The sequence below is a fragment of the Isoptericola sp. BMS4 genome, assembly GCF_011634835.1.
GTDB lineage: Bacteria > Actinomycetota > Actinomycetes > Actinomycetales > Cellulomonadaceae > Isoptericola.
On record NZ_SIRP01000001.1, the window covers coordinates 2877872 to 2902413 of the forward strand.

The following is a 24542-nucleotide window of genomic DNA, read 5'->3' on the forward strand; positions in this document are numbered from 1 at the left end:
GGGGCTACTGGCCCACGCGGCCGTCGACGCACTCGCGCAGCAGGTCCGCGTGGCCGCAGTGCCGCGCGTACTCCTCGATGTGGCTGACGAGGAGCTCGCGCAGCTGCAGGCTCCCGCCCGGCTCCGGCCCGAGGTCGGACAGGCCGGCGTTCGTCGCGCCGAGGTCGTCGATGCCGTCGACCATCCGGTCGGTGGCCGCCATCTCGTCGCGCCATCGGCGAAAGGCGTCCGCCACCACGGCGGGGTCGGCGACGGCGCCGTTCCAGTCCCCGTCGCGGTCGTCCTCGCTGCGGTACAGCCAGGGCGCGTCCTCGCCCGTCATGATCCTGCGGACGTGCCGCTCGTCCTCGGTGAGGTGCCGCACCAGCCCCAGCAGGGACATGGTGGACGGCGGGACCGACCGGCGCGCGAGCTGCTCCGCGTCCAGACCGGCGCACTTCATCTCGACGGTCAACCGGTAGGAGCGCAGGTCCTCGAGCAGGATGCCGCGCTCGTCGTCGCGCGCGGCGTCGGTCTCACGCGGGTCGTCGTCCGGGTCCACCCACATGTCGGCGTACACGGTCGCCTTCGTCCACCGCGCGGGTGCGGTCTCGCCGTCCGAGGAGGTCATGCCGGCATCGTCCACCGGACCCGGCCCGGCTCGCCACGTGATTTTCGCGCCGGCGCGCAGGCGCCGGGCACCATCGCTCAGGCGGTCGTCCCGTCGCCCGCCCCGGCGGAACCCGCCGCGGCCGGGGCCTCGTCGCGCGGGTCGTCGTCGCTGCCGAACGGGTGCATCACCGCGACGGCGACGGCACCGACGACGACGCCGACGAGGGCGGAGAAGAACGTGTTGACCAGCCACGCCAGGAACCCGCCGACGCCGGGGACGGCGTGGGCGACGACCTCCTCGAGGTGGTGGACCACCTCGTACGGTCCGTGCCAGCCGAGCTCGTCGACGCCGACGAGCAGGATGTGCCCGCCCACCCAGAGCATCGCGACGGTCCCGACGACGGAGATCACGGCGAGCACCTTCGGCATGCCGGACACGAGCCCTCGCCCGACCCGCCGGCTCGTCGCGGAGGAGCGCCGCGCCAGCGACAGGCCGACGTCGTCCATCTTCACGATGAGGGCGACCACGCCGTAGACGATCACGGTGATCGCGAACGCCACGACGAGCAGGATCACGAGGCGCGAGAAGAACGGCTCGTCGGCGACCTCGTCGAGCGCGATGACCATGATCTCCGCGGACAGGATGAGGTCGGTGCGCATGGCGCCGGACACGAGCGTCTTCTCGGCGTCCGGGCCCACGGCGGCGGCGGGCTTCTCGTGGTCGGTGTGCCCGCGCACGCGCCGCCAGACCTTCTCGGCGCCCTCGAACGCCAGGTACGTGCCGCCGAGCATGAGGATCGGGGTGAGCAACCAGGGCGCCCACTGGCTCAGGATCAGGGCGATCGGCAGGATGATCAGGACCTTGTTGCGGATCGACCCGATCGCGATCTTCTTCACGATGGGGATCTCACGCTCGGCGGCCACGCCGTGCACGTACTGCGGGGTCACGGCGGTGTCGTCCACGACGACGCCCGCGGCCTTCGCCGTCGCCCGGCCGGCCGCGGCACCGACGTCGTCGAGCGACGCGGCCGCGAGCTTCGCGATCGCCGCGACGTCGTCGAGCAGCCCGAGCAGGCCGGCGCTCACGCCGTCACCACCGCACGGGTCGTGCGTCCGTCGACGAGCGGTGAGAGCCCTGAGGTTCGCATGTGCTCATGGTGCCGTACGCGGCGGCGCGGCAGCACGCACGACCACCGGCACCACCGTCAGTCCTCGCCGTAGAAGAGGCGCTCCATCACGGCGCGGGCGCGGCGGGCGGTGCGCAGGTACAGGTCCTCCAGCTCGGCGCCGGTACCGACGTCCCCCATGAGGCTCGCGACGCCCGCGAGGGCACGCCGGTCGTGCGGCAGCACGTCCACCTGGGCGCCGCTGGTGCGCCCCGACCACAGCACGACGGCGGACCGCAGCCGGGAGGCGAAGTGCCAGGCGTCGCGCAGGCAGGACGTGTCGTCCGCGTCGATCAGCCCCGCGTCCTCGGCGGCCTCCAGCGCGGCGACCGTCCCGGTGGTGCGCAGGGCGGGCACCTCGTGGGCGTGCTGCAGCTGCAGCAGCTGGGCGGTCCACTCGACGTCGGACACGGCCCCGCGGCCGAGCTTGAGGTGGCGCGCGGGGTCCGCGCCGCGCGGCAGTCGCTCCGCCTCGACGCGCGCCTTGATGCGCCGCACCTCGCGCAGGTCGGCGTCCGCCAGCCCGCCGGTGCGGTAGCGCAGCGGGTCGACGAGCGCGGTGAACCGCGCGCCCAGCCCCTCGACGTCGCCGGCCACGGGGCGGGCCCGCAGCAGCGCCTGCGACTCCCAGACGCTCGACCAGCGCTGGTAGTACTCGGCGTAGGAGGCGAGGGTGCGCACCAGCGGTCCCTGACGCCCCTCGGGGCGCAGGTCGGCGTCGACGGGCAGCGCCGGCTCGGGCCCGACGGCGGACAGCAGGGCCCGCAGCCGCGCCGCGGCCGTCTGCGCGAAGGCCTGGGCGGCCCCCGGGTCGGCGCCGTCGACCGGGTCGTGCACGAACAGCACGTCGGCGTCCGACCCGTAGCTCATCTCGCGTCCGCCGAGCCGGCCCATGGCCACCACGAGCATCCGTGTCGGGTCGTCGGCCGGGCCGGCGATCCCGTGCTCGGCGCGGGCCGCGTGCTCGGCGACCCGCAGGCCCCCGACGAGCACCATGTCGGCGGCGTCGGAGATCGCGGCGGCGGCGTCGACGGCGTCGAGCAGGCCCAGGACCTCCGCCGCTCCGGTGCGGGCGAGCTCGCGGCGGCGGACGGCGCGCAGGCTCGTCGCCGCCTGGTCGACGTCGTCCGCGCGCGTGAGCACGGAGTCGACCTCCGCGGCGAGCCGCTCGGCCCCCCGTGGCTCGAGCCCCGCCGTGTCGGCGAGCCACTGCACCGACTCCGGGGACCGTGCGAGCGCCTCGGCGAGGTAGGCGGAGGACGACAGCAGGCGGGCCAGGTGGAAGGCCGCGTTCTCCGAGTCGCGCAGCAGCCGCAGGTACCAGGGGGTGCTGCCCAGGGCGTCCGACAGCTTGCGGAAGGCCAGCAGCCCCGCGTCGGGGTCGGCGCCGTCGGCGAACCAGCCGAGGAGCACGGGCAGGAGCTGGCGCTGCAGGGACGCGCGGCGCGAGGTGCCGGCGGTGAGGGCGGTGACGTGCCGCATGGCGCCGTCCGGGTCGCGGTAGCCGATCGCGGCGAAGCGCTCGCGCGCGACGTCCGGGGACAGCGACAGCTCGTCGTCGGAGAGCTGGGCCGACGCCGGCAGCAGCGGCCGGTAGAAGACAGCCTGGTGCAGGGAGCGCACCTCGCGACGGGTCGCGCGCCACCGCCGCTGCAGGCCGTCCGCGCCCTCGGCGCCCGTCCCGAGGGAGCGGGCGAGACGGCGCAGGTCCTCGTCCGCCGTCGGCAGCAGGTGCGTGCGACGCAGCCGGAACAGCTGGACCCGGTGCTCCAGCGCCCGCAGGAACCGGTAGCACTCCCCCATCCGCGCCGCGTGCTCACGGCCCACGTAGCCGCCCGCCGCGAGGGCCGCCAGCGCCGTCAGGGTGTGCGGGCTGTGGATCCGCTCGTCGGTCCGCCCGTGCACGAGCTGCAGGAGCTGGACGGTGAACTCGACGTCGCGCAGCCCGCCCTTGCCAAGCTTGATCTGCCGGTCCGCCTCGGCGGGCGGCACGTGCTCCTCGACCCGCCGCCGCATCGCCTGGGCGTCCTCGACGAAGTTCTCCCGGTTGACGGCGGACCACACGAAGTCCTCGACGGCGTCGCGGTAGTCCCGCCCGAGCTCGGCGTCGCCCGCGACCGGGCGCGCCTTGAGCAGGGCCTGGAACTCCCACGTCGCGGCCCACCGCTCGTAGTAGGCGACGTGGCTGGCGAGCGTGCGCACCAGCGGCCCCTGCTTGCCCTCGGGCCGCAGCGCCGCGTCGACGGGCCACAGCGCCGGCTCGGCGGACGTGCCCGAGCACACCCGCTGCAGCCCGGTCGCGAGCCGGGTGCCGACGGCGAGCGCCTCCTCCTCGGTCGTGGCCGTGCCGTCCGGCCGGGTGCCCGGCTCGCACACGTAGACCACGTCGACGTCGGAGACGTAGTTGAGCTCGCGGCCGCCCGTCTTGCCCATGCCGATGACGGCCAGGCGCACGCCGGTGCCGTGCGGGTCGTCCTGGGGGCCCTCGAGCTCGGCGCGCGCGACCGCCAGCGCCGCCTCCAGCGCGGCGGCGGCCAGGTCGGCCAGCGCCGCCCCGACGACGGGCAGGTGCTCGGTGGCGTCGGGGGCCGTGAGGTCGTCGGCCGCGATGCGCAGCAGCCGCTCCCGGTAGGCGCGCCGCAGCGCGTCGGTGGTCGTCGGTGCCCCGGCGTCGGGCCAGTCGCGGCCCGGCTCGCCGTCGGGCGGGGCCGCCACCGGGACCGCGACGTCCGGGTCGGCGCCGACGGCGCGCAGCAGCGTCGCGCGGACGGCGCGCTCGGCGCCGTCGGGGACCCCGACGTCCTCCGTCCTCGTGTCGTCGTGAGGCGCGTCCTCGGCGGGCTCGGGCACGGTGGGCTCGGGCTCGGCGGTGCCCTCCGCGTCCGCGGGACCGCCGTCGCCGGCCAGGGCGTCCAGCAGCTCGGGGCGCCGCACGACCTCGTCCCCGAGGGCGGACGAGGCGCCCAGCACGGCGACCAGGCGGGCCCGGAGCGCCGCGTCCGCGGAGCCGGCCGGTGCGGCGAGCGCCGCGGCCACCTGCTCGCGCGCGGGCTCGCTCTCGGCGAGGCGCACGAGCTGGAGCAGCGCCAGGTCGGGGTCGGCGCTGGCGCCGAGCGCCGTCAGCACCGCCACGCCGTCCCCGTCGGGCAGCACCCGCTCCAGCGACGGGTCGGCCCACAGGGTCGCCGACCGGGTGAGGTCCGCGAACCCCGCCTGCAGGAGCCGCCGGGTGGGGGTCTCGCGTCTGCCTGTGCCGGACGTGGTACTCACCCCTCCGACCCTAGCGGCGCACGGTCCGCGGTCGCGGGTCGTCTCACGCCCGCGCCCCGCGGCCCACGGGCGGGCCTCACAGGTGCTGCAGGAACCGCCGCAGCTCGTACGGCGTCACCTGCGCGCGGTAGGCGTCCCACTCCTGGCGCTTGTTGCGCAGCACGTAGTCGAAGACGTGCTCGCCGAGCGTCTCCGCCACCAGCTCGGACCCCTCCATGAGCTCGATGGCGTCGTCGAGCGACTGCGGCAGCGGGGCGATGCCCAGCGCGCGCCGCTCGCGGTCCGTCAGCTCCCAGACGTCGTCGCCGGTCGCCTCCGGAAGGTCGTACCCCTCCTCGATCCCCTTGAGACCGGCCGCCAGCAGCACGGCGAAGGCCAGGTAGGGGTTGGCGGCGGAGTCGAGCGCCCGGTACTCCACGCGGGCGGAGTTGCCCTTGCCCGGCTTGTACATCGGCACGCGCACCAGCGCGGAGCGGTTGTTGTGGCCCCAGCACACGTAGCTCGGCGCCTCGGACCCGCCCCACAGCCGCTTGTAGGAGTTGACGTACTGGTTCGTCACGGCGGTGATCTCGGCGGCGTGCACGAGCAGGCCGGCGATGAACTGCCGCGCCGTCTTGGAGAGCTCGAACTGGGCCCCCGGCTCGTGGAAGGCGTTGCGGTCGCCCTCGAACAGCGACAGGTGGGTGTGCATGCCCGAGCCCGGCTGGTCCGCGATCGGCTTCGGCATGAAGGACGCGAACACACCCTGCTCGAGCGCGACCTCCTTCACCACGGTGCGGAACGTCATGAGGTTGTCCGCCGTGGTCAGGGCGTCGGCGTAGCGCAGGTCGATCTCGTTCTGCCCCGGCCCCGCCTCGTGGTGGGAGAACTCCACCGAGATGCCCATCGACTCCAGCATCGTGATCGCGGCGCGCCGGAAGTCGTGCGTGCTGCCGCGGGCCAGGTGGTCGAAGTAGCCGCCGTTGTCCACCGGGACGAGCGGGGCCTGCGGGGACTCGACCTGGTTGAACAGGTAGAACTCCACTTCGGGGTGCGTGTAGAAGGTGAACCCGCGGTCGCTGGCCTTCGCCAGCGTCCGCTTGAGGACGTTGCGCGAGTCCGCGAGCGACGGCTCGCCGTCGGGCGTGAGCAGGTCGCAGAACATGCGCGCGGTGCCGTGGCGCTCGCCGCGCCAGGGCAGCACCTGGAAGGTGGTCGGGTCGGGCTTGGCGATCATGTCCGCCTCGTAGACCCGGGTGAGGCCCTCGATCGAGCTGCCGTCGAACCCGATGCCCTCCGCGAACGCCTGCTCGAGCTCGGCCGGGGCGACCGCCACCGACTTCAGGATGCCGAGCACGTCGGTGAACCAGAGCCGGATGAAGCGGATGTCGCGCTCCTCGACCGTGCGGAGCACGAACTCCTGCTGCCTGTCCATGTGACCATCCTGCACGAGTCGTGTTTCCAACGGGTGACACGCACCCCGCCGGGCGTGGGGCGGCGGCGTACGGGTACACCGTGCGGGTACACAGCGAGCCTGGCATACGCTGACGTCCATGGCGACACCCCTCGCGACCCCTGGTGACGACGCCGCGCACGGCTCCGACGCGCCCCGCCGTCGCCGCTACCGCGTGCACCACCTGGCCCGGGCGAAGGAGTCCGGCGAACGGATCACGATGCTCACCGCGTACGACGCGGTCACGGCCGCCGTCTTCGACGCCGCCGGCATCGACGTCCTCCTCGTGGGCGACTCCATCGGCAACACGATGCACGGGCACGCGACGACGCTGCCGGTCACGGTCGACGACATGATCCCGGCCGCCCGGGCCGTCGCCGGGGCCGCCGCGCACGCGCTCGTCGTGGTGGACCTGCCGTTCGGCTCGTACGAGGCCGGCCCGGAGCAGGCCCTGGGCACCGCCGTGCGCATCATGAAGGAGACCGGGGCCGCCGCGGTCAAGCTCGAGGGCGGACGCCGCTCGGCCGCGCAGATCCGCGCGCTGACCGACGCGGGCATCCCCGTCGTGGGACACCTCGGCTTCACCCCGCAGTCGGAGCACGCCCTCGGCGGGCCGCGGGTGCAGGGGCGCGGCGACGACGCGGCCGAGGCGCTGTGCGAGGACGCCCTCGCGGTGCAGGACGCCGGCGCGGTCGCCGTCGTCCTCGAGATGGTGCCGGTGGCCGTCGCCGAGCGCGCCACGGAGATCCTGCACATCCCCACGATCGGCATCGGCGCCGGCCCGCGGACCGACGGGCAGGTGCTCGTGTGGACCGACATGGCGGGCATGACGTCGTGGTCGCCGCGGTTCGCGCGTCGGTACGCGGAGCTCGGCCGGGTGCTGCAGCAGGCCGCGGAGGACTACGCGGACGAGGTGCGCTCGGGGGCCTTCCCGGACGCGGAGCACTCGTTCGAGCGCTGACGCCGGGGGCCCTCACCCCGCGCCGGGCAGGCGGTCAGTCGCGGCCGCGCCAGTGGTCGTCCTCCTCCTCCCACGTGTCGTTGCGGCGTCGCGCCGTGTCCAGGGCGTGCTGGGCCGCGTCGCGCGTCGGGTAGGGGCCCATCCGGTGGGTCCAGCTCGACCGGTCGCGGCTCTCCTCCACCTCGCCGGTCTTGGTGTTGTACCAGTACTGCACCGCTCCTGTGTCGCTCATACGTCGATCCTGCATCAAGATGGTCGCCATGGTGGAGGAGACGTCGCACCGGGTCGCGTTCGGCATCGACATCGGTGGCTCGGGGATCAAGGGGGCGCCCGTCGATCTCACGACGGGCGAGTTCGCCGCGGACCGGCGGCGGGTCCCCACGCCCGAGAAGTCCACGCCCCCGGCGGTGGCGACAGTGCTCGCCGAGCTGGTCGACTCGTTCGACCTGCCCGCCGACTGCCCCGTCGGCGTCGCGTTCCCCGCGCCCATGGACCGCGGGGTCGTGCGGTTCATCGCCAACCTCGACAAGTCGTGGAAGGGCGTCGACCTGCCCGCCCTCGTGCACGACGCCACCGGCCGCGCCGTCCGCGCCGTCAACGACGCGGATGCCGCGGGGGTGGGCGAGCACCGGTACGGCGCCGCCCGCGGCACCGACGGCGTCGTCCTCGTCGTCACGCTCGGCACCGGGATCGGCTCGGCCCTGCTGGTCGACGGCGTCCTGGTGCCGAACACGGAGCTCGGGCACCTGGAGATCGACGGGCACGACGCCGAGCACCGCGCCGCCGAGTCGGCGCGCGAGCGGCACGACCTGTCCTGGGAGAAGTGGGCCAAGCGCCTGCAGCGCTACTTCGAGACGGTCGAGATGCTGCTCTCCCCCGACCTCATCGTCGTCGGCGGCGGGGTGAGCAAGCAGCACAAGAAGTTCCTGCCGCTGCTGGACCTGCGGGCGCCGATCGTGCCCGCGACGCTGCTCAACCGGGCCGGCATCGTGGGCGCCGCTGCCCTCGCCGCCGACGCCGGCTGAGCGGCCGCGCCTCAGGTCATCGCACCCTCCAGCATCTCGGCCCCCACGTCGCGGGGGTCCACGTGCAGCAGGTGCAGCACGTCGCGCACCGCCGGCGGCGGCCGGTGCACCGAGACGTGCAGGCCCTCGTCCCGGCCGATGCGGCACAGCTGGATGAGGAAGGCCACCCCCGCGGAGTCGATGAACGTCACGTGGGACGTGTCGACGACGACGGGGAGGTCACGCTCGAACGCCTGGGCCAGGGCTGCCCCGGCCTCGTTGCGCAGGGAGATGTCGATCTCTCCCCACATGTCCACCACGCTGGCGTCGGGCCGCTCGCGCAGGGCGATGCCCCCGGTCCGTGCCTCGCTGGTGCGTGTCGTTGCAGCACTGTCAGCCATGGTCCTACCACCTGCGCCTCACGTCGTGAACGCTTGCGATCGGGACTCGCGACGTCGTCGTCGCGACCCGGCCAACGTACACCGGTGAGGAAGATCACGAAACCACAACAGAGGATGTCTTTACTATTCGTTCACACGCCAGTAGGGACCCGGTCGATGGCCCACGGTTGCCCTCCACGATTCCCGCCACCGGGCGTGGCCTGCACGGTGACCGCCGCGTGGTGGCCCCGCGGGCTCCTCGGCGTCCTGCGTGCGGCGTTCCCGGCGGGTCTGGTCGGCGTCTGGAATCGGTACGCACGCGTCACGGTCGACGTGCACGCCGGAGCACGGGCGAGGACGGGCGGGCCGGCGGCCCGACGTCCCCGGCGTCGGCCCGTCAGGCACCGTGCACCAGGGGGCCCCACGCTCTATCCTGTGAGGGCTCATGACTGATATGACCGGGATCGCCGCGCCGACGGCACCGCCGTGCGCGGCCGCCCATCGACACACGCACCAGCAGCGGTGACCCCCGTGGCACCGGACGGACCGGCCGGCGGGTCGGGCGAGCACGTGGTGCTCGGGGGCAGGTACGCCCTCGGCGACATCCTCGGCACGGGCGGCACGTACACGGTCTACGAGGCCACGCGGGTGCTCGCGCCCGAGCCCTCTCCGGGAGCAGATGACGGGACGGAGCCGGCGCTCCTCGTCAAGGTCCTCCACCCGCACCTGGTCGACGACGACGCGGCCCGCACCGCCCTGGCACGCGAGATCGCGGCGTCGGACCGGGTGGACCACCCGGGCGTCGTGAAGGTCCTGGACACCGGCGAGGACGTCGTCGCGGGCGCGACCGTGCCCTGGATCCTGACCCGCCGCCTGCCGGGCGTTCCCCTCTCGGAGCTCGCGGCCGGCGACGGGCTGCCGTGGCGGGACGCGCTCGCCGTCGTGGGCGGGCTGCTCGACGCCCTCGGGGCCGTGCACGCCGCCGGTCTGGTGCACCGTGACGTCAGCCCGCGCAACGTCGTCGTGGACCGGGGCGACGAAGGCGCGACGACCGTCGGTCTGCTCGACCTCGGGCTGGCCGTCGCCGCGGGAGGCGACGGCGACGGCGCACGCGTCGCCGGGTCGGTGGCGTACATGTCGCCGGAGCAGGCCCAGGGCCGGCCGCTCGACGCACGCAGCGACCTGTACTCGGCCGGCGCCCTGGCGTACTTCGCGCTGACCGGGCACGCGCCCTACGAGCGGGCGAGGCTCGCCGACGTGGCGCGCGCCCACGTCCAGGCGCCCGTGCCCGCGCCGTCGGCGCGACGGGCCGCCGTCCCCGCCGCCGTGGACCGCTTCGTGGCGCGGGCGATGGCCAAGGACCCCGCCCGGCGCTTCGCGGCCGCCGGGGCCATGGGCGCCGAGGTGTCGGCGCTGCTCGGCGCGGGCGCCGCCCCCGACGAGGGCGCCGACCAGACCATGACGCTGGGCCAGATCGCCGCGGAGGACCACGACAGGACGGCCGTCCTCGGGGCGGCGGGCCTCGCCGCGGCCGGAGCCGCCGCGGCTGCCGAGGAGGGCGACGCCGAGCTCCAGCGCACGCGGCAGTTCGACGCCGTCGACGCGGACGACACCGCCGAGGCGGCCGGTGCCGTCGGTGTCGCAGGTGCGGCAGAGCCAGGCGCCCCGACGACCGACACCGCCGAGGTTCCCGGCGTGCCGGCGGCCGACGCGGCGCCCGCGCCGGCGGAGCCCGAGGAGTCCGAGCGGCGGGGGTTCCTCACCGGGCGCAGGCGTGTCGCGGCGATCGTCCTGGCGCTGGTCCTGGCCGCTGCCGTGGGTGCCGTCGCGTTCGTGAACCTGCGCGACACCGGCGACCGCGAGCCGGTCGCGCCGGTGACGAACAGCCCGTCGCCGTCCCCCACGCCGTCGCCCACTGACCCCACCACCGCGCCGCCCAGCCCGACGACCGAGCCGACGTCCCGACCGACCCGGACATCGACGCCGACCCCGACCGAGACGCCCACCGAAGAGCCGACGCCGACCGACACGCCGTCCCCGACGCCGACGCCGACCGAGACGCCCACCCAGGAGCCCACGCCCACCGAGGAGCCCACGCCCACCGAGGAACCGACCCCGACGGAGGAGCCGACGCCCACCGAGGAACCGACCCCGACGGAGGAGCCGACGCCCACGGAGGAACCGACGCCGACGGAGGAGCCGACCCAGCCGGTCGAGTCGACCCCCACGGCAGACACAGGCGAGACCGGCACCGGCGCCGCCGCCTCCCCGTGACAAGCCTCCTGCCGGACGCCTCACCGACCATCGATCCGGTGTGCCGGCCGCTGCCGTGACGTGCAGCAACAACACCTGACGTGGGCGGTGGGATGGTGCGGACGAGTCGGTCTGTACGCCGGGTTCTGTTCCCGCGCCCGGTTGCCCTGGCGCGGGTGACGGTCATCCATCTAGGACCTGCGTTGCCGCAGGCCTCACGCGGTCTACCCGACTGTGCTTCTCCGCAGAGAATCGGGCGGGCCGCCCTCTGACACAGTCTGTCTGACCTTGCTCCAGGTGGGGTTTACCGAGCCACGCCCGTCACCGGGCGTGCTGGTGGTCTCTTACACCACCGTTTCACCCTCACCGCCGGTCTCCCGGCGGCGGTCTGTTCTCTGTGGCACTGTCCCGCGGGTCACCCCGGGTGGCCGTTAGCCACCACCTTGCCCTTCGGAGCCCGGACGTTCCTCGGCGACGGCACCCGAGGGCACCGCCGACGCGACCGCCCGACCGACTCGTCCGCGCCGACCAGTGTATCCGCAGCCCACGGCCTCCGGGGACGAGCTCGAGGTCGTCGGCGACGCGGCTCAGTCGCGGTCGGCCCCCTCGAACAGCGGACGGTCCTCGACCATGCGGGCCGGATCCCAGGTGAGGTCACCGGAGCGGAGGTCCGTGACGACCTGGCGCACCCAGTCGAGCTCGGCGCGCGTCACGGCGACGAGGTGCTCGTGCTCGAGCATCAGCACGCGCGGCAGCCCCCACGAGGCGGTGAGGTCCGCCTCGGCGGCGGCGCGCTCGAGCACGGACTCCAGCGCCGCGGCACGCTCGTCCAGCCGGTCGGCCACGACCTCCGGGGAGGTCAGCGCGAGCACGGCGAGCACGGCCCGGAACTCGGGGAACTCTCGTGCCGGGGTGGCGAGCGCCGCGTCCACCCACCTGCGCAGCGCGTCCCGACCGGCCGCCGTGAGCGCGTAGACGATCCGTGCGGGGGCGACGTCGCTCGCGACCTTCTCGTGGACCGCGACGAGCCCGTCGCGCTCCAGGCGCTCCAGCGCCTGGTAGACGCTGTTGCTGCGCGCGACGTTGACGACGGCGTCCTTCTGCCGGCTCTTGATCAGCCGCTGCATCCGGTACGCGTGCATCGGCTCCTCGGCGAGCAGCGCGAGCAGCACCATCGCCAGCGGGGAGCGGGGTCGGTCGGTCACGCACGTCAGCCTACGACCGTCACACCTCTTGCCATAAGATGGCTATCCATTTTATGGTGTCGCTATGAGAGCACTCGTGATCGGAGCGGGCATCGCTGGGCCCGTGACCGCCATGGCACTGCAGAAGGCCGGCCTCGACGTCACGGTCCTCGAGGCCCACGCACGCACCGCGGACGACGCCGGCGCCTTCCTCACGCTCGCCCCCAACGGGCTGCACGCGCTCGAGGTGCTGGACATCGACCACCACGACCTCGGGGGGTTCGACACGACCGCCCTGCAGATGCGCAACGCCCGGGGCCGCGCGCTCACCCGGCTGCCGATGGACGCGCCGGGCGGCGGGCTGCACTCCCAGACCGTCCGGCGCGCGGACCTCTACACGGCCCTGCGCGACGAGGCCGGCCGCCGCGGGATCGCCGTCGAGCACGGCAGGCGACTCGCCGACGTGACGCCCGGCCGCACGGGCGGCGTCGTCGCGACGTTCGAGGACGGCACGCGCGAGACGGGCGACATGCTGGTCGGCGCCGACGGGATCGGCTCGCGCACACGGCAGGTGCTCGACCCGGCCTGCCCGGCGCCGCGCTACACCGGCCTGCTCAACACCGGCGGGTACGCCACCGGGGTGGCGGTGGACGCCGAACCCGGCGTGTTCACGATGGTCTTCGGGCGCCGAGCTTTTTTCGCGTACCTGTGCCGCGGCCCCGGCGAGGTGTGGTGGTTCGCGAACATTCCCCGCACGGCGGCGGCCACGGCCGACGAGCTCGCGGCCTGGACGCCGGCCACCTGGCGCGCCGAGCTGGAGCGCCTCTTCGCGGACGACCGCTCCCCGGCGCTCGAGCTTCTCGCGGGCACCCCGCGGCTCCTCGGGCCGTGGAACACCCGTGACCTGCCGAAGGTCCCCGTCTGGCACCGCGGGCCCGTCGGGCTGGTCGGTGACGCCGCCCACGCCATCTCCCCGACGTCCGGCCAGGGGGCGTCGTTGGCCGTCGAGGACGGCGTCCTGCTGGCGCGGTGGGTACGCGACCTGGGCGACCCCGCCGCCGCGTTCGCCGCCTTCGAGGCGCAGCGCCGCCGCCGGGTCGAACGCCTCGTGGCGCAGGCGAAGCGCACGTCGAACCTCAAGATTCCCAACCCCCTGTCCCGAGCCGTGCGGGACCGGGTCGTGCTGCCCGCCGTGGGTCGGGTCGCGACCCGCACGTCCCGCGACTGGGTGACCGACTTCCGCGTCACGTGGGAGGAGCGTTCCGCACCGGCCCGGTGACCCGTCGGGCACCGTGCCCGACTAGGGTGTCCGGGTGCTGATCTGCCTGCCGCCCTCCGAGGGCAAGACGCCGGCGCCCGACGGCGGCGCCCCGGTCGACCTGGCCCGCCTCACCGCGGCCGAGGACCTGACCGACCGCCGCCGCGAGGTGCTCGACGCCCTCGCCGCCGTCAGCACCGGTCCCGACGCCCCCGAGGTCCTCGGCGTGGGCGCGTCGCTCGCCGCGGAGGTCGCCCGCAACGTCGACCTCAAGTCCGCCCCGACGGCGCCCGCCGCCCGCGTCTACACCGGGGTCCTGTACGCCGCCGCGGGTCTGGCGGACCTGCCCGACGACGTCGCGGCGCGCGCCGCCGACGACGTGCGGGTCTTCTCCGGCCTGTGGGGCGCCGTCTCCCCCGCCGACCGCATCCCTGCCTACCGGCTGTCCATGGGCGTCGACCTGCCCGGCGTCGGCAGGCTCGCCGCCGCGTGGCGCGCACCTCTGGCCGCCGCGCTCGACGACCGCGCCGCGGGCGACGTCGTCGTCGACTGCCGCTCCGCCGCCTATCTGGCCGCCTGGAAGCCCGACACCACCGCCACCGACTGGGTGACCGTACGGGTCGTGCGCGAGTCCGCCGGCAGGCGCACCGTCGTCTCCCACAACGCCAAGCACACGCGCGGGGTCCTGACGGGCCACCTGCTGCGACGCACAGGAGCCGCGCCGTCGTCGGCGACCGCCCTCCTGGACGCCGCCCGAGAGCTGGACGGCGAGATCATCGGCACCGAGGTCGGCAGCGGCCTGTCGTACCGCATGGTCGAGGCGACGATGCACGACGCGACGACGCGCCGCGGACCGCGCACCCTCGAGGTCGTCATCGCGTGACGGCCCGCGCGCGACGACGGCCGGGCGCACGCACACTGAGGTCCATGGCTTTCGACGAAGAGCTCGCCGCCCGCGTGCGCGCCGCCGTCGGCGAGCGCGCGGACTTCACCGAGCGACGGATGTTCGGCGGGCTGGCGATCATGGTGCACACCCACATGGCCGTCGGAGTGACCCGCGACGAGCTGATGGTCCACGTGGGCACGGACGGGCACGAGGCGGCCCTGGCCGCCGGCGCGCACGAGCTGCGCATGGGCGACCGCGTCATGCGCGGCACGGTCGGCGTCGCGGCGTCCGCGACGGCCGACGAGGAGACGCTGCGCGCCTGGGTGGACCGGGGCGTCGACCTCGCGCTCGCCACCCCGCCGAAGCCGGCACGGCGGTAGCGCTCTGCCGGCCGCGCTCAGACGTCGGTCGGGAAGCCGGTCGCGGTGATCTCGGCGAGCGTGGGCACCCCGTCGTCCGCGAGACCGAACCGGAGCACGGTGAGCGAGCAGGGCGGCAGCCGCAGCACCGGCCAGGACGACGGGGGCGCCCCGAGGGCGCGCCCGACCAGGGCACGGATCGTGATCGTGTGCGTCGCGACGACCGTGGTGGCGGACGGCTCCCCCGCGCCCACGACGTCCCGCAGACCCGCCCAGGCCCGCTCACCCACCTGCGCGAGGGACTCGCCGCCGGGCGGCGCGACGCCCGCGGACCTCCAGGCCTCGAGCTCGGCGGGCCATGCCTCGGCGACCTGCTCGGGCGTGAGGCCCTCCCACGCGCCGAAGTCGCACTCGGCGAACCGCTCGTCGGTACGCGGGTGCCGCCCCGTCCGGCGCCCGACCGCGGCCGCCGTCTCCAGCGTGCGCAGCATCGGCGAGGCGACGAGCGCGCCCGCGCGCGGCAGGTCGGGCCACAGGTCCTTGCCGATCCGGAAGACGGCATCGGCGGCGCGGGCCGCCTGGGTCCGGCCCCGCCCCGTGAGGGACGGCCCCGGGACGCCGCCGCCCGAGTACGCCCGCACCTCGGTCAGCGCGGTGACGCCGTGGCGCACCAGCACCACGGTGCGCGCCGTCGAGTCGGCGAGCGGGCTCGCCCCGGACGGGCGGATCATCAGGCGCCCGCGGCCTCGTCCGGCTGGCGCACGAGGATGCGGCCGCACTCCTCGCACCGCACGACCTGCTCCGGCGCGGCCGAGCGCGCCGCCGCGAGGTCGCCGGGGTTGAGCTCGAGCCGGCAGCCCTCGCAGCGGCCGCCGCGCAGGGCGGCCGCGCCCAGCCCGCCGAGCTGCGCCCGCAGCTTGTCGTACAGGGCGAGCAGGCCCGCGTCGAGGCTGTCGGCGACCCGGGCGCGCTCGGCCTGCACGCCGCGGCCGGCGGTGTCGATCTCGGCCCAGGCGGCGTCCCGCTCCGCGGTGGCCTTCTCCTTGCCCGCGACGAGCTCGGCGTGCGCCGCCTCGACCTTCGCCAGGGACTCCTGGTGGGCCTCGAGACGCTCCATGACCTCCAGCTCGACGTCCTCCAGCACGGACTGCCGCCGCGCGAGGGACTCGATCTCGCTCAGCACGGCCTGGGAGTCCTTCGCGGACAGCGCGCCCGAGTCGAGGCGCTGCTGGTCGCGCTCGGCGCGGGTGCGCACCTGCGCGACGTCCGCCTCCGCCTTCGCGACCTCCCGCTCGAGATCGGACACCGCGGTGCGCGAGTCCACGAGCGACCCCTGCAGGTCGGCCAGGCGCTTGTCGAGCTCGGCGATCGTCGCGAGCGACGGGTGGGTGCGGCGCTGGTGCACGAGCTGCTGCAACCGCGTGTCGAGCTCCTGGACCTCGAGCAGTGTGCGCTGGTCCTCGGGCGGTGCAGTGGCCACGGGCGGGTCCTCTCGTGCGACGTCGTCGGGTGGGTCAGCTCTGGTCATCCGGTGCGGTCCGCGCCGATCCGGGCGGACCACGGATCGGTGCCCAGGGTGCTCACCCTCGTGGTCACCGTACCGTCTGGCAGGCGTGCCTCGAGATCCTCGGCGGCGTAGCGCAGCCACGGCCACTCGCTGGCGAAGTGCGCCACGTCCACGAGGAACGGCGTGCCCGCGTCGGCGGGGCGGTCGCGGTGCTCGAACGCGGCGCGCTCGCGCAGCTCGGACGCCGGGTGGTGGCGCAGGTCGGCGGTGACGTACACGTCCGCGGCGGCGTCGCGCACGGCGTCGAACAGCGAGTCGCCGGAGCCCCCGACGACGGCGGCGGTCCGCACGGTGGCATCGAGATCGCCGGCCACCCGGACCCCCTGCGCCGTCGCGGGCAGCACGTCGGCCACGTGCTCGGCGAAGGCCCGCAGCGTGACGGGCGAGGCCAGGCGGCCCACCCGGCCGATGCCGCGCTCCGCGCCGTCCGCACCGTCCGAGTCGTCGGTGCGCGCGACGAGCGGACGCCGCCCGGTGACGCCGACCAGGTCGGCGAGCGCGTCCGCGACGCCGCGCGGCGCGGCGTCGGCGTTGGTGTGCGCCACGTGCAGGCCGCAGCCGGCCCGCAGCAGCCGGTGCACCACGTCGCCCTTGAACGTCGTCGCGGCGACGGAGTGCACGCCGCGCAGGAACAGCGGGTGGTGGGTCACGAGGAGGTCGGCGCCCCACTCCACGGCCTCGTCGACAACGGCCGCGACCGGGTCGACGGCGAACAGCACGCGGCGCACCGGGGCGGCGGGGTCCCCGGCGACCAGACCCACGGCGTCCCAGCCCTCCGCCGTCGACGGCGGGTACAGGGCGTCCAGGGCGTCGACGACGTCGGCCAGCGTGAGGGGTGCGGAGGTCATGACCCGACCCTAGCGACCGCCGCCACGGGCAGAGGCCGCCTCCGCGGCTACCTTCCGCAGCTACTTGGCGTCGGCGTAGGCCTCCACGACCTCGACCGTGAGGGGGAAGGACACGGGGAAGTCGCCGAACAGCAGCCGACCGGCCTCCTCCGCGGCGGCACGCACCTGCTCGGCGACGGTCTCGGCCATGGCGACGGGGGCGTGCACCACCACCTCGTCGTGCAGGAAGAACACGAGGTGGGGGCGGTCGGCGAACGGCGCGGGCGCGAGCCCGGCGGGCCCCGCGGTCCCGAGCTCCCACAGCCGGCGGCGGATCGAGGCGAGCCAGCACAGCGCCCACTCGGCGGCGGTGCCCTGGACGACGAAGTTCCGGGTGAATCGCCCCCAGGAGCGCGTCGCCGTCCGGGCACGGGTCGCCGCGTCGGCGCCGGCGGCGTCCTCCAGGGCGCCCGCCTGCGCGGCGTCCCACTCGCTGCCCGGCGGCGGGGACGACCGGCCCAGCCGGGTCGTGACGATGCCCCCGCGCTCCCCCGTGCGGGCGGCGTCCTCGACCAGGGCCACGGAGCGTGGGAAGGCCCGCGCGAGACGCGGCAGCACCTGGGCGCTCGCGCCGGTGGTCCCGCCGTACAGGGCGCCGAGCATGCCGACCTTCGCCAGCTCGCGGGTGGCCACGGCTCCCGAGGCCACGATGCCGGCGTACAGGTCGCCGCCCCGGCCCGCGCGCGCCATCGCCTCGTCGCCCGCCATGCCCGCGAGCACACGCGGCTCGAGCTGGGCGGCGTCGGCGACGACGAAGCGCCACCCCGGGTCGGCCACGACGGCGCGGCGCACCGCCTTCGGCAGCTGCAGCGCTCCCCCGCCGCTGGACGCCCATCGGCCCGTCACCACCCCGCCGACCACGTACTCGGGGCGGAACCGGCCGCCCTCGACCCACGCGTCGAGCCAGTGCCACCCGTTGGCGGTGAGCAGCCGATACAGGTTCTTGTACTCCAGCAGGGGCGCGACCACCGGGTGGTCCACCTGCTCCAGCTCCCACTTGCGCAGGCTGCGCGCCCCGACCCCGGCGTACTGCATGGCCTTCAGCAGATCGGGGTGGGAGTCCGGGTTGAGGGTGGGCGGCGCGTCCAAGGCGGCGCGGATGCGGTCGGCGAGCGCCTCGAGCCGGGCGGGGCGGCGGCCCTCGGGCGGGCGCGGTCCCAGCACCTCGGTGAGGATCGCGTCGTGCACGTCGGTGCGCCACGGCAGGCCCGCGTGCCGCATCTCGGCGGCGACGAGCGCCCCGGCGGACTCCGCCGCCAGCAGCAGCCGGAGCCGGGACGGGTCGTCGGAGCCGGCGACGGCGGCCCGCTGCGCGCGCAGCTCGGCCACCGCGCCGGCGGCGTCCGGGGCGCCGCCCGGGTGCGCGCGGGCACCGGCCGCCGGCTCGGGCCGGAGGTCGAACAGGGCGTCCGCCTGCGGCGCACGCGGGCGCGGCACGGGGGTGTGCTCGGGCGTCGCGGGCTCGTCCCACGGCCCCGGGGGCGCGGTGGCGAGGCCGGAGCCGGACGCGAGGGTGGAGTGGCGCAGGATCCGGTGCGCCAGGCGCAGGTCGTGGGCACGCTCGACGCGGGCGCCGTCGGCGAGCAGCGGCGGGTACCGCACGGCGGTGTCGTCCCAGGTCCACCGCACCGCGGCACGGTCGCCGCTCCGGTCGCGCTCGAGGGCGCGGACGGCGGCCGTCGCGTCGGCGACGGCCCCGGGACCCGCGTCCCCGTCCGGGTCGTCGAGGCGCCGCAGGCGCATGCCTCCGCCCGGCTCCGGGGCGAGGACGACGTGCACGGGCCCCATCATCGCCCGTGGTACCGACATCGCCGACGCCCGGTGGTGGCGGCGGCCGGTCGCGTCCCGGGTCGTGAGGCCCGGGGTCCAGCGGTGGTCACCGCGGGCACCGTGTGGTGCCCTGGGAGCGACCACCCGTAGCGCGCCCGGGCACCCCGGGGGCCGGACGACGAGGAGCCGAGCATGGCAGAGCAGGACGCGGGCCGGGCGCCGGCCGACGAGCAGGTCGACGTCGTGGTGGTCGGGCTGGGCCCCGGCGGCGAGGACGTCGCGGCACGGCTCGCCCGCGCGGGGCTGGCCGTCGTCGGGGTCGAGGCGAACCTGGTCGGTGGCGAGTGCCCCTACTACGGCTGCATCCCCACCAAGATGATGATCCGCGCCGCGAACGCGCTCGCCGAGGCCCGCCGGGTGGACGACCTCGCCGGCTCGGCCGAGGTGCACCCCGACCTGGCGCCCGTGGCGCGCCGCATCCGCGACGAGGCCACCACCGACTGGGACGACGCCGCGGCGGTCGAGCGCCTCGAGTCGGCGGGCGGCCGGTTCGTGCGGGGGTGGGGCCGCCTCGTCGGGCCGCGGGAGGTCGCCGTGGCGACGGCCGGCGGCGAGCGGCGGTTCCGCGCCCGGACCGGGGTCGTGCTCAACCCGGGCACGGCGCCCGTCGTCCCGCCGGTCGACGGGCTCGCCGACACGCCGTTCTGGACCAACCGCGAGGCCGTGAAGGCCGAGGAGGCGCCGCGGTCCCTCACGGTGCTGGGTGGCGGCGCGATCGGCTGCGAGCTGGCGCAGGCGTTCGCGCGCTTCGGGTCCGCGGTGCGGGTCGTCGAGGCCGGCCCGCGGCTGCTGCCCGCGGACGAGCCGGAGGCCGCCGCCCTCGTCGCGGAGCGGTTCGCCGCCGAGGGCATCGACGTGCGCACGGGGGTCAGGGCGTCGCAGGTCCGGCACGACGGCGAGGAGTTCGCGCTGCGTCTGGAGGACGGGACCGTGCTGGCGTCCTCCCACCTGCTGGTCGCGACGGGTCGGCGCACCGACCTGCCCGCCCTCGGGCTCGCGGCGGCGGGGATCGACGACGGCACCGACTCGGGCGCCCGCACGATCGCCGTCGACGACCGCATGCGGGCCGCGGACGGCGTGTGGGCAGTCGGCGACGTGACCGGCCACGGCGCCTTCACCCACATGTCCGTGTACCAGGCGCGCATCGCCGCGGCCGACGTCCTGGCCGCGCACGGCGCCGGCGACGGGGACGGGGAGCGCGCCGACTACCGCGCCGTGCCGCACGTGACGTTCACCGACCCGGAGATCGGCGCCGTCGGCCTCACCGAGGCCGCGGCGCGCGAGGCCGGCCTCACGGTGCGCACGGGCAGCGTGCCGGTGCCGTCGTCGACCCGCGGCTGGATCCACGGCGTCGGCAACGAGGGCTTCGTCAAGCTCGTCGCCGACGCCGACGCGGGGGTGCTGGTCGGCGCGACGTCGGCGGGCCCCCACGGCGGGGAGGTGCTCGCGATGCTCACGCTCGCGGTCCACGCACGGGTGCCCGTCGACCGGCTGCGGCAGATGGTCTACGCCTACCCGACGTTCCACCGGGCCGTCGAGGCCGCGCTGGACGACCTCCAGGGCGACGGGTCCTGACGCGCTGCGGCCTCGTCGGCGGCCCGGCCGAAGTAGCGCCGCAGCGTCCGGTGCCACGGGTTGTGCGGCAGCTCGGGGTAGCACAGGGCCGCGGCCACGCAGTACTTGCTCACGGAGTGCGGGCGGATCGAGCGGCGCAGCAGGGCCCGGTCCATCGCGCCCGCGGCGCCGGGCGTCTTGGTCTCGACGAGCACGTCGTCGGGGCCGTGGAACTCCCGGCCCGCGCCGCGGCACACGAGGTCGAGGTCGCAGGTCACCCGCTGGTCGTCGAGGTGGAGCGTCGTGCGGCGGTACACGGTCTCGACGACCGGGGACAGCCCGGCGGCCCGCACCGGGGCGAGCCGCTCCACGAATTCCGCCCCCGCTCCCCCGAGCTCGGCGGGCAGCCGGGGGTCGTGCTCGATGCGCTCCTTGACCGTGCGGCCCCGGTACCCCTTCGACTTCACCTCCAGCAGGCAGTCGCCGGAGTCGCAGTACGTGCGGGTGCGCACCTTGTAGCGCTGCCGGCGGCGCTGCACGTGGTCGCGGTAGAAGCCGAACCGCGGCGAGTCGAAGTACACGCTGCGGTACCGGAAGGCGCGCTGGTTGCCGATCTCGAGCACCCGGTAGCGGCCGCCGGCCTCGGCGAGGATCTCCGCGAGCGCCGCCCGGGGCACGAAGTACTTGCGGTCGACCCGGGTCATCAGGCCCGCCCGGGCGTCGAGCTCGCCGAGGGAGACCGGCTCGAGGTCGCCGACGACGTCGTCCAGTGCGCTCATGCGCTCACCCGCTCCGCCGGCGCGGACACCGGGGTCGCCTCTGCCGGCGTCCCCGGGGTGGTCATGGCGTGGGCGGCCCGGTAGCGCACGTCGACGAGCGTCGTGTCGCGCACCAGGTCCAGGTCGAGCACCTCGACGCGCAGCACGCGGCCGCCCAGCAGGCGCTCCAGGTGCGCGACCAGCCGCGGCTCGTCGCCGTAGGCGCGGTCCACGGTGACGGTGTGCCGGCGCGTGCGCGACGCGACCCGCGGGCTGTCCACGACCGCCGTCACGACCAGCATCAGCGCGGTGAGGGCGGGGGTGACCCACGCCGGGCCGGGCTGCAGGCCCGCCAGCAGGCCGAGGGCGAGCGCGGTGAAGTAGTAGGCGATCTCCTGCTGCGTGATCTGGTCGGACCGCAGCCGGATGATCGACAGGATGCCGAACAGGCCCATGCCCAGCCCGATGCTCACCTCGACGGAGCCCAGCGCCATCGTGACGGCGAGGACGCCGACGTTGAGCGCGAAGTAGGACAGCATGAGGTCGCGCCTGCGGTGCCGGCGGAAGTAGAGCACGTACGCGAGGACGACGACCGCCGCGAGGTCGGTGGCGATCGGGAGCAGGGCTGTCATGGGTGGTTCTCCTTGTCGGGGACTCCGGCCGTGATCGGCCGGACAACGCGTCACCGACCCTTCCCGACCGCCCTGTGAGGCCGATGGGACGAGCATGGGAGAACCCTCCCACCAGCACGTTCGCCCCTCGCTGGGGCGGGGCGCGCGGGGCGGGGCTCCGCTAGCCTGCTGCTCACGCCGTCCGCCGGCCGGCCCCGCGGGCGGGCGCGAGCACGTCGACCGAACTGCCGACAGACCTTGGAGAGCCCGATGCCCGTGCCCTTCGTCCGCGACGAGACCTTCACCCTGCTGCACCGGGGCAACACCGTGGCGAGGACGGTGGAGACCTCGGACGGGGCGCGCGCATTCGGCTGGGCGTACAGCGGCGAGCGCTGGTCGGCCACCCGCCCGGAGGACGGCGAGCCGCCGGCCGACGTGACCGTGATCTGCCCGGTGTGCTCCCTGCCGCTGCGCTACCGCGTCTACTCGGTGGCCGCGGCGGACAAGATCCGCGCGTCGTTCCGCTGGGCGGCGGCGGTCGTCGCCGTGGTCGCCGTCCTCGGCGTGGTGCTCGCCGCCCAGATGATCGGGATCGCCGACGACAGCGCGCTGCCTGACGCGGAACGGGACGCCGCCGTCCCCGGAGTGGTCACGGGCGTGCTGGTGGCGATGGCCGGGCTCACGGGCGCATGGGCGCTCTTCCTCAAGGCGAACGCGCAGGTCGGGGTCACCGGACGCGGGGCGGGGGCTGCCGGCTACGCCAAGCACGTCGTGGGCCGCGAGGGCGAGTAGCGGCACGGCCGACCACGGTTGGCGGGTGTCAGCACGGGGAGGGTGGTGCGCGGACGTGACCGGGCTACGCTCGTCGGGAGGGCAGGTGTCGTCATGGGTGTCACGGAGGACCTGGAACAGGCACGCGCGGCGTACGAGCGCCGTGAGTGGCTCGACGCCTACCGCGGGCTGTCCGGGCTCGAGGACGACGTCCTCCCGTTCGCGGACCTGCTCGACCTGGCGACCGCCGCCTACCTCACGGGACGTCACGACGACTGCGTCCTGGTGCTCCAGCGCGCCTACCAGCGCGCCCTCGACTCGGTGGACGCCGTCGGCGCGGCCCGTGCCGCGGGCTGGTTGTGCCAGCTGCTGGTCGACGACGGCGAGCTCGCGGTCGCGGACGGCTGGGCCGCCCGCGCCGAGCGGCTGCTCGACGCGTCCGGGGCCGGACCCGACGAGCCCGCCGAGCGGGGCCTGCTGCGCTGCACCCGGATCTTCCGGCTGCTCGCCGCGGGAGACGTCGGCGCGGCCCTCGAGACGGCCCGCGAGGTGGCGGACTTCGGCGAGAGGTTCGACGACGCCGACCTGCGCGCCCTCGGCCTGCTGACGCAGGGACGGCTCCTGACGCTGACGGGACAGGTGCGCGAGGGCCTGCGGTGCATGGACGAGGCGATGGTCGGCGTCGTCGCCGGCGAGGTCTCCCCGGTGGCCGCCGGCCTCGTGTACTGCTCGATGATCGAGGGCTGTACGTCGGTGTCGGACTTCGGACGCGCGGCCGAGTGGACCCACGCGCTCACCGCCTGGTGCGCCGCCCAGCCGGGGATCGTGGTGTTCACGGGGCAGTGCGCGGTGCACCGCGCGCAGCTGCTGCGCCTGCACGGACGGTACGACGCCGCGCTCGCCGAGCTGGACCGCGCCGCGGAGCGCTACGAGCTCGCCGGCGAGGAGGAGGCTGGCCGGCTCGTGGCGGCCGAGCGGGGCGACGTCCTGCAGATCCTGGGTCGCGACGGCGAGGCGGAGGAGGCCTACGCGCTCGCCGCGGCGGACGGCCGCGACGCGGACCTGGCGGCCCCCGGTCGTGCCCTGCTGTGGCTGCGCCGACGTCGGCACGGGACGGCCCGGGACGCCGTGCGGCGCATGCTCGCCGAGGCGGGCGACCCCGCGACCCGCAGCCGCGTGCTGCCCGCGGCGGCCGAGGTGCTCGCGGCGACCGGCGACGTCGACGAGGCCGGCACGGCGGCCGACGAGCTGCGCCGGCTGGCCGAGACGTTCGGCGTCCCGGCCCTGCACGCGGCGTCCGCGTGCGCGACGGCGCGGGTCGCCGTCGCGCGCGCGGACGCGGCCACCGCCACCGCGTCCGCCCGGACGGCGGTCGCCGGCTGGTCGGCCCTGTCCGCCACCCACGAGGCGGCGCGCTGCCGGGTGGTGCTCGGCGAGGCGCTGCGGCTGCGCGGGGACGAGGGCGTCGCACGCGCGGAGCTCCGCGCCGCCCGCGCGACGTTCGTGGCGATCGGGGCGGCCCCCGACGCCCGTCGCTGCACCCACCTGCTGGGCGAGGACGCGGCGCCACACCGTCTCAGCGACCGCGAGCTCGACGTGCTGCGCCTGGTGGCCACCGGCTGCACCAACGCCGCCGTCGCGGCCGAGCTCGGCATCGCCCCCAAGACGGTGTCGCGGCACCTGTCGAACATCTTCGCCAAGCTGGACGTCACGACGCGGACCGCGGCGGCGGCGTTCGCCTACGACCACGGCCTCGCGCCGCTGGGGCGTTCGACCCACGCGTGATCCGCGGGTCTGGGTGTCGCGACCGATGCGCCCGG

22 protein-coding genes and 1 other RNA gene are annotated in these 24542 nt (G+C 75.6%); 9 read left to right on the forward strand and 14 right to left on the reverse strand.

The features are described 5' to 3' along the window. Window positions 1–4: 4 nt before the first annotated feature. The 4 genes from EYB28_RS12965 to glnA form a co-directional block, all read right to left on the reverse strand. Window positions 5–610, reverse strand: a complete 606-nt coding sequence (locus EYB28_RS12965) for a DinB family protein (protein WP_205710913.1) — start codon at window positions 608–610, stop codon at window positions 5–7. Between the two features lie 77 nt (window positions 611–687). Further along, a complete protein-coding gene (locus EYB28_RS12970) occupies window positions 688–1677 on the reverse strand; it encodes a DUF808 domain-containing protein (RefSeq protein WP_166848548.1) in 990 nt (329 codons plus the stop codon). A gap of 119 nt (window positions 1678–1796) precedes the next feature. Beyond that, on the reverse strand, window positions 1797–5027 hold the full coding sequence (locus tag EYB28_RS12975; RefSeq protein ID WP_166848551.1) for a bifunctional [glutamine synthetase] adenylyltransferase/[glutamine synthetase]-adenylyl-L-tyrosine phosphorylase: 3231 nt from the start codon (window positions 5025–5027) through the stop codon (window positions 1797–1799). A gap of 76 nt (window positions 5028–5103) precedes the next feature. Then, complete coding sequence (gene glnA / locus EYB28_RS12980; RefSeq protein WP_166848554.1) at window positions 5104–6441, reverse strand: type I glutamate--ammonia ligase; 1338 nt, start codon at window positions 6439–6441, stop codon at window positions 5104–5106. A 118-nt stretch (window positions 6442–6559) separates the two neighbouring features. Between glnA and panB the strand changes: the two genes are divergently transcribed. Then, entirely contained in the window at window positions 6560–7420 is an 861-nt protein-coding gene (gene panB / locus EYB28_RS12985) for a 3-methyl-2-oxobutanoate hydroxymethyltransferase (RefSeq protein ID WP_166848557.1), read from the forward strand. Between the two features lie 34 nt (window positions 7421–7454). On the opposite strand, the gene EYB28_RS12990 is transcribed toward panB, so the two are convergent. After that, the gene (locus EYB28_RS12990) at window positions 7455–7652 is read right to left on the reverse strand and encodes an SPOR domain-containing protein (RefSeq protein ID WP_166848560.1); all 198 of its coding nucleotides are present in this window, start codon (window positions 7650–7652) and stop codon (window positions 7455–7457) included. Window positions 7653–7680: 28 nt separating this feature from the next. Between EYB28_RS12990 and ppgK the strand changes: the two genes are divergently transcribed. Further along, window positions 7681–8445 (forward strand): polyphosphate--glucose phosphotransferase, encoded by a 765-nt coding sequence (gene ppgK / locus EYB28_RS12995; protein WP_166848563.1) that lies wholly within the window; start codon window positions 7681–7683, stop codon window positions 8443–8445. 11 nt (window positions 8446–8456) lie between these two features. Here the strand turns inward: ppgK and EYB28_RS13000 are convergent, their stop codons facing one another. Then, complete coding sequence (locus EYB28_RS13000) at window positions 8457–8825, reverse strand: STAS domain-containing protein (protein ID WP_166848566.1); 369 nt, start codon at window positions 8823–8825, stop codon at window positions 8457–8459. A 510-nt stretch (window positions 8826–9335) separates the two neighbouring features. Here EYB28_RS13000 and EYB28_RS13005 point away from each other — a divergent pair. Then, a complete protein-coding gene (locus tag EYB28_RS13005) occupies window positions 9336–11078 on the forward strand; it encodes a serine/threonine-protein kinase (protein WP_166848568.1) in 1743 nt (580 codons plus the stop codon). Window positions 11079–11176: 98 nt separating this feature from the next. Here the strand turns inward: EYB28_RS13005 and rnpB are convergent. Both rnpB and EYB28_RS13015 read right to left on the reverse strand, forming a co-directional pair. Beyond that, window positions 11177–11575: RNase P RNA component class A (gene rnpB / locus EYB28_RS13010), an RNA gene on the reverse strand. 69 nt (window positions 11576–11644) lie between these two features. Continuing rightward, window positions 11645–12262, reverse strand: coding sequence for a PadR family transcriptional regulator (locus tag EYB28_RS13015; protein WP_205710914.1), 618 nt, complete (start codon window positions 12260–12262; stop codon window positions 11645–11647). Window positions 12263–12326: 64 nt separating this feature from the next. Between EYB28_RS13015 and EYB28_RS13020 the strand changes: the two genes are divergently transcribed. The 3 genes from EYB28_RS13020 to EYB28_RS13030 are packed head-to-tail and all read left to right on the forward strand — an operon-like array spanning window position 12327 to window position 14765. Further along, complete coding sequence (locus EYB28_RS13020) at window positions 12327–13520, forward strand: NAD(P)/FAD-dependent oxidoreductase (RefSeq protein ID WP_166848570.1); 1194 nt, start codon at window positions 12327–12329, stop codon at window positions 13518–13520. Window positions 13521–13554: 34 nt separating this feature from the next. Then, window positions 13555–14382 carry a YaaA family protein gene (locus EYB28_RS13025; protein ID WP_166848573.1) on the forward strand — a complete coding sequence of 276 codons (828 nt, stop codon included), beginning with the start codon at window positions 13555–13557 and terminating at the stop codon, window positions 14380–14382. A 44-nt stretch (window positions 14383–14426) separates the two neighbouring features. Next, window positions 14427–14765: a TfoX/Sxy family protein gene (locus EYB28_RS13030; protein ID WP_166848575.1), complete on the forward strand. Its 339-nt coding sequence runs from the start codon at window positions 14427–14429 to the stop codon at window positions 14763–14765. A gap of 17 nt (window positions 14766–14782) precedes the next feature. Here the strand turns inward: EYB28_RS13030 and EYB28_RS13035 are convergent, their stop codons facing one another. Genes EYB28_RS13035 through EYB28_RS13050 form a run of 4 tightly spaced genes read right to left on the reverse strand, consistent with a single transcriptional unit; the run spans window position 14783 to window position 18977 of the window. After that, a complete protein-coding gene (locus EYB28_RS13035; protein ID WP_166848578.1) occupies window positions 14783–15475 on the reverse strand; it encodes a histidine phosphatase family protein in 693 nt (230 codons plus the stop codon). Next, window positions 15475–16224: a zinc ribbon domain-containing protein gene (locus EYB28_RS13040; protein ID WP_166848582.1), complete on the reverse strand. Its 750-nt coding sequence runs from the start codon at window positions 16222–16224 to the stop codon at window positions 15475–15477. Before EYB28_RS13040 ends, EYB28_RS13035 begins: the two co-directional genes overlap by 1 nt. 44 nt (window positions 16225–16268) lie before the next feature. Further along, complete coding sequence (locus EYB28_RS13045; RefSeq protein ID WP_166848584.1) at window positions 16269–17159, reverse strand: Nif3-like dinuclear metal center hexameric protein; 891 nt, start codon at window positions 17157–17159, stop codon at window positions 16269–16271. 60 nt (window positions 17160–17219) lie between these two features. Next, complete coding sequence (locus EYB28_RS13050) at window positions 17220–18977, reverse strand: bifunctional 3'-5' exonuclease/DNA polymerase (RefSeq protein ID WP_240930549.1); 1758 nt, start codon at window positions 18975–18977, stop codon at window positions 17220–17222. A gap of 183 nt (window positions 18978–19160) precedes the next feature. Between EYB28_RS13050 and EYB28_RS13055 the strand changes: the two genes are divergently transcribed. Continuing rightward, window positions 19161–20603 (forward strand): NAD(P)/FAD-dependent oxidoreductase, encoded by a 1443-nt coding sequence (locus EYB28_RS13055; protein WP_166848588.1) that lies wholly within the window; start codon window positions 19161–19163, stop codon window positions 20601–20603. Here EYB28_RS13055 and EYB28_RS13060 read toward each other — a convergent pair. Together EYB28_RS13060 and EYB28_RS13065 are read right to left on the reverse strand one after the other, a co-directional pair. Continuing rightward, a complete protein-coding gene (locus EYB28_RS13060) occupies window positions 20540–21361 on the reverse strand; it encodes a polyphosphate polymerase domain-containing protein (protein ID WP_166848590.1) in 822 nt (273 codons plus the stop codon). The two genes, EYB28_RS13055 and EYB28_RS13060, sit on opposite strands and share 64 nt — an antisense overlap. Continuing rightward, a complete protein-coding gene (locus tag EYB28_RS13065; protein ID WP_166848592.1) occupies window positions 21358–21972 on the reverse strand; it encodes a DUF4956 domain-containing protein in 615 nt (204 codons plus the stop codon). The genes EYB28_RS13060 and EYB28_RS13065 overlap by 4 nt, the downstream gene beginning before the upstream one ends. Before the next feature lie 249 nt (window positions 21973–22221). Here EYB28_RS13065 and EYB28_RS13070 point away from each other — a divergent pair, with 249 nt between their 5' ends. Next, window positions 22222–22743, forward strand: coding sequence for a hypothetical protein (locus tag EYB28_RS13070; protein WP_166848594.1), 522 nt, complete (start codon window positions 22222–22224; stop codon window positions 22741–22743). Window positions 22744–22836: 93 nt separating this feature from the next. Continuing rightward, complete coding sequence (locus EYB28_RS13075) at window positions 22837–24507, forward strand: LuxR C-terminal-related transcriptional regulator (RefSeq protein WP_166848596.1); 1671 nt, start codon at window positions 22837–22839, stop codon at window positions 24505–24507. Window positions 24508–24542: the final 35 nt, after the last annotated feature.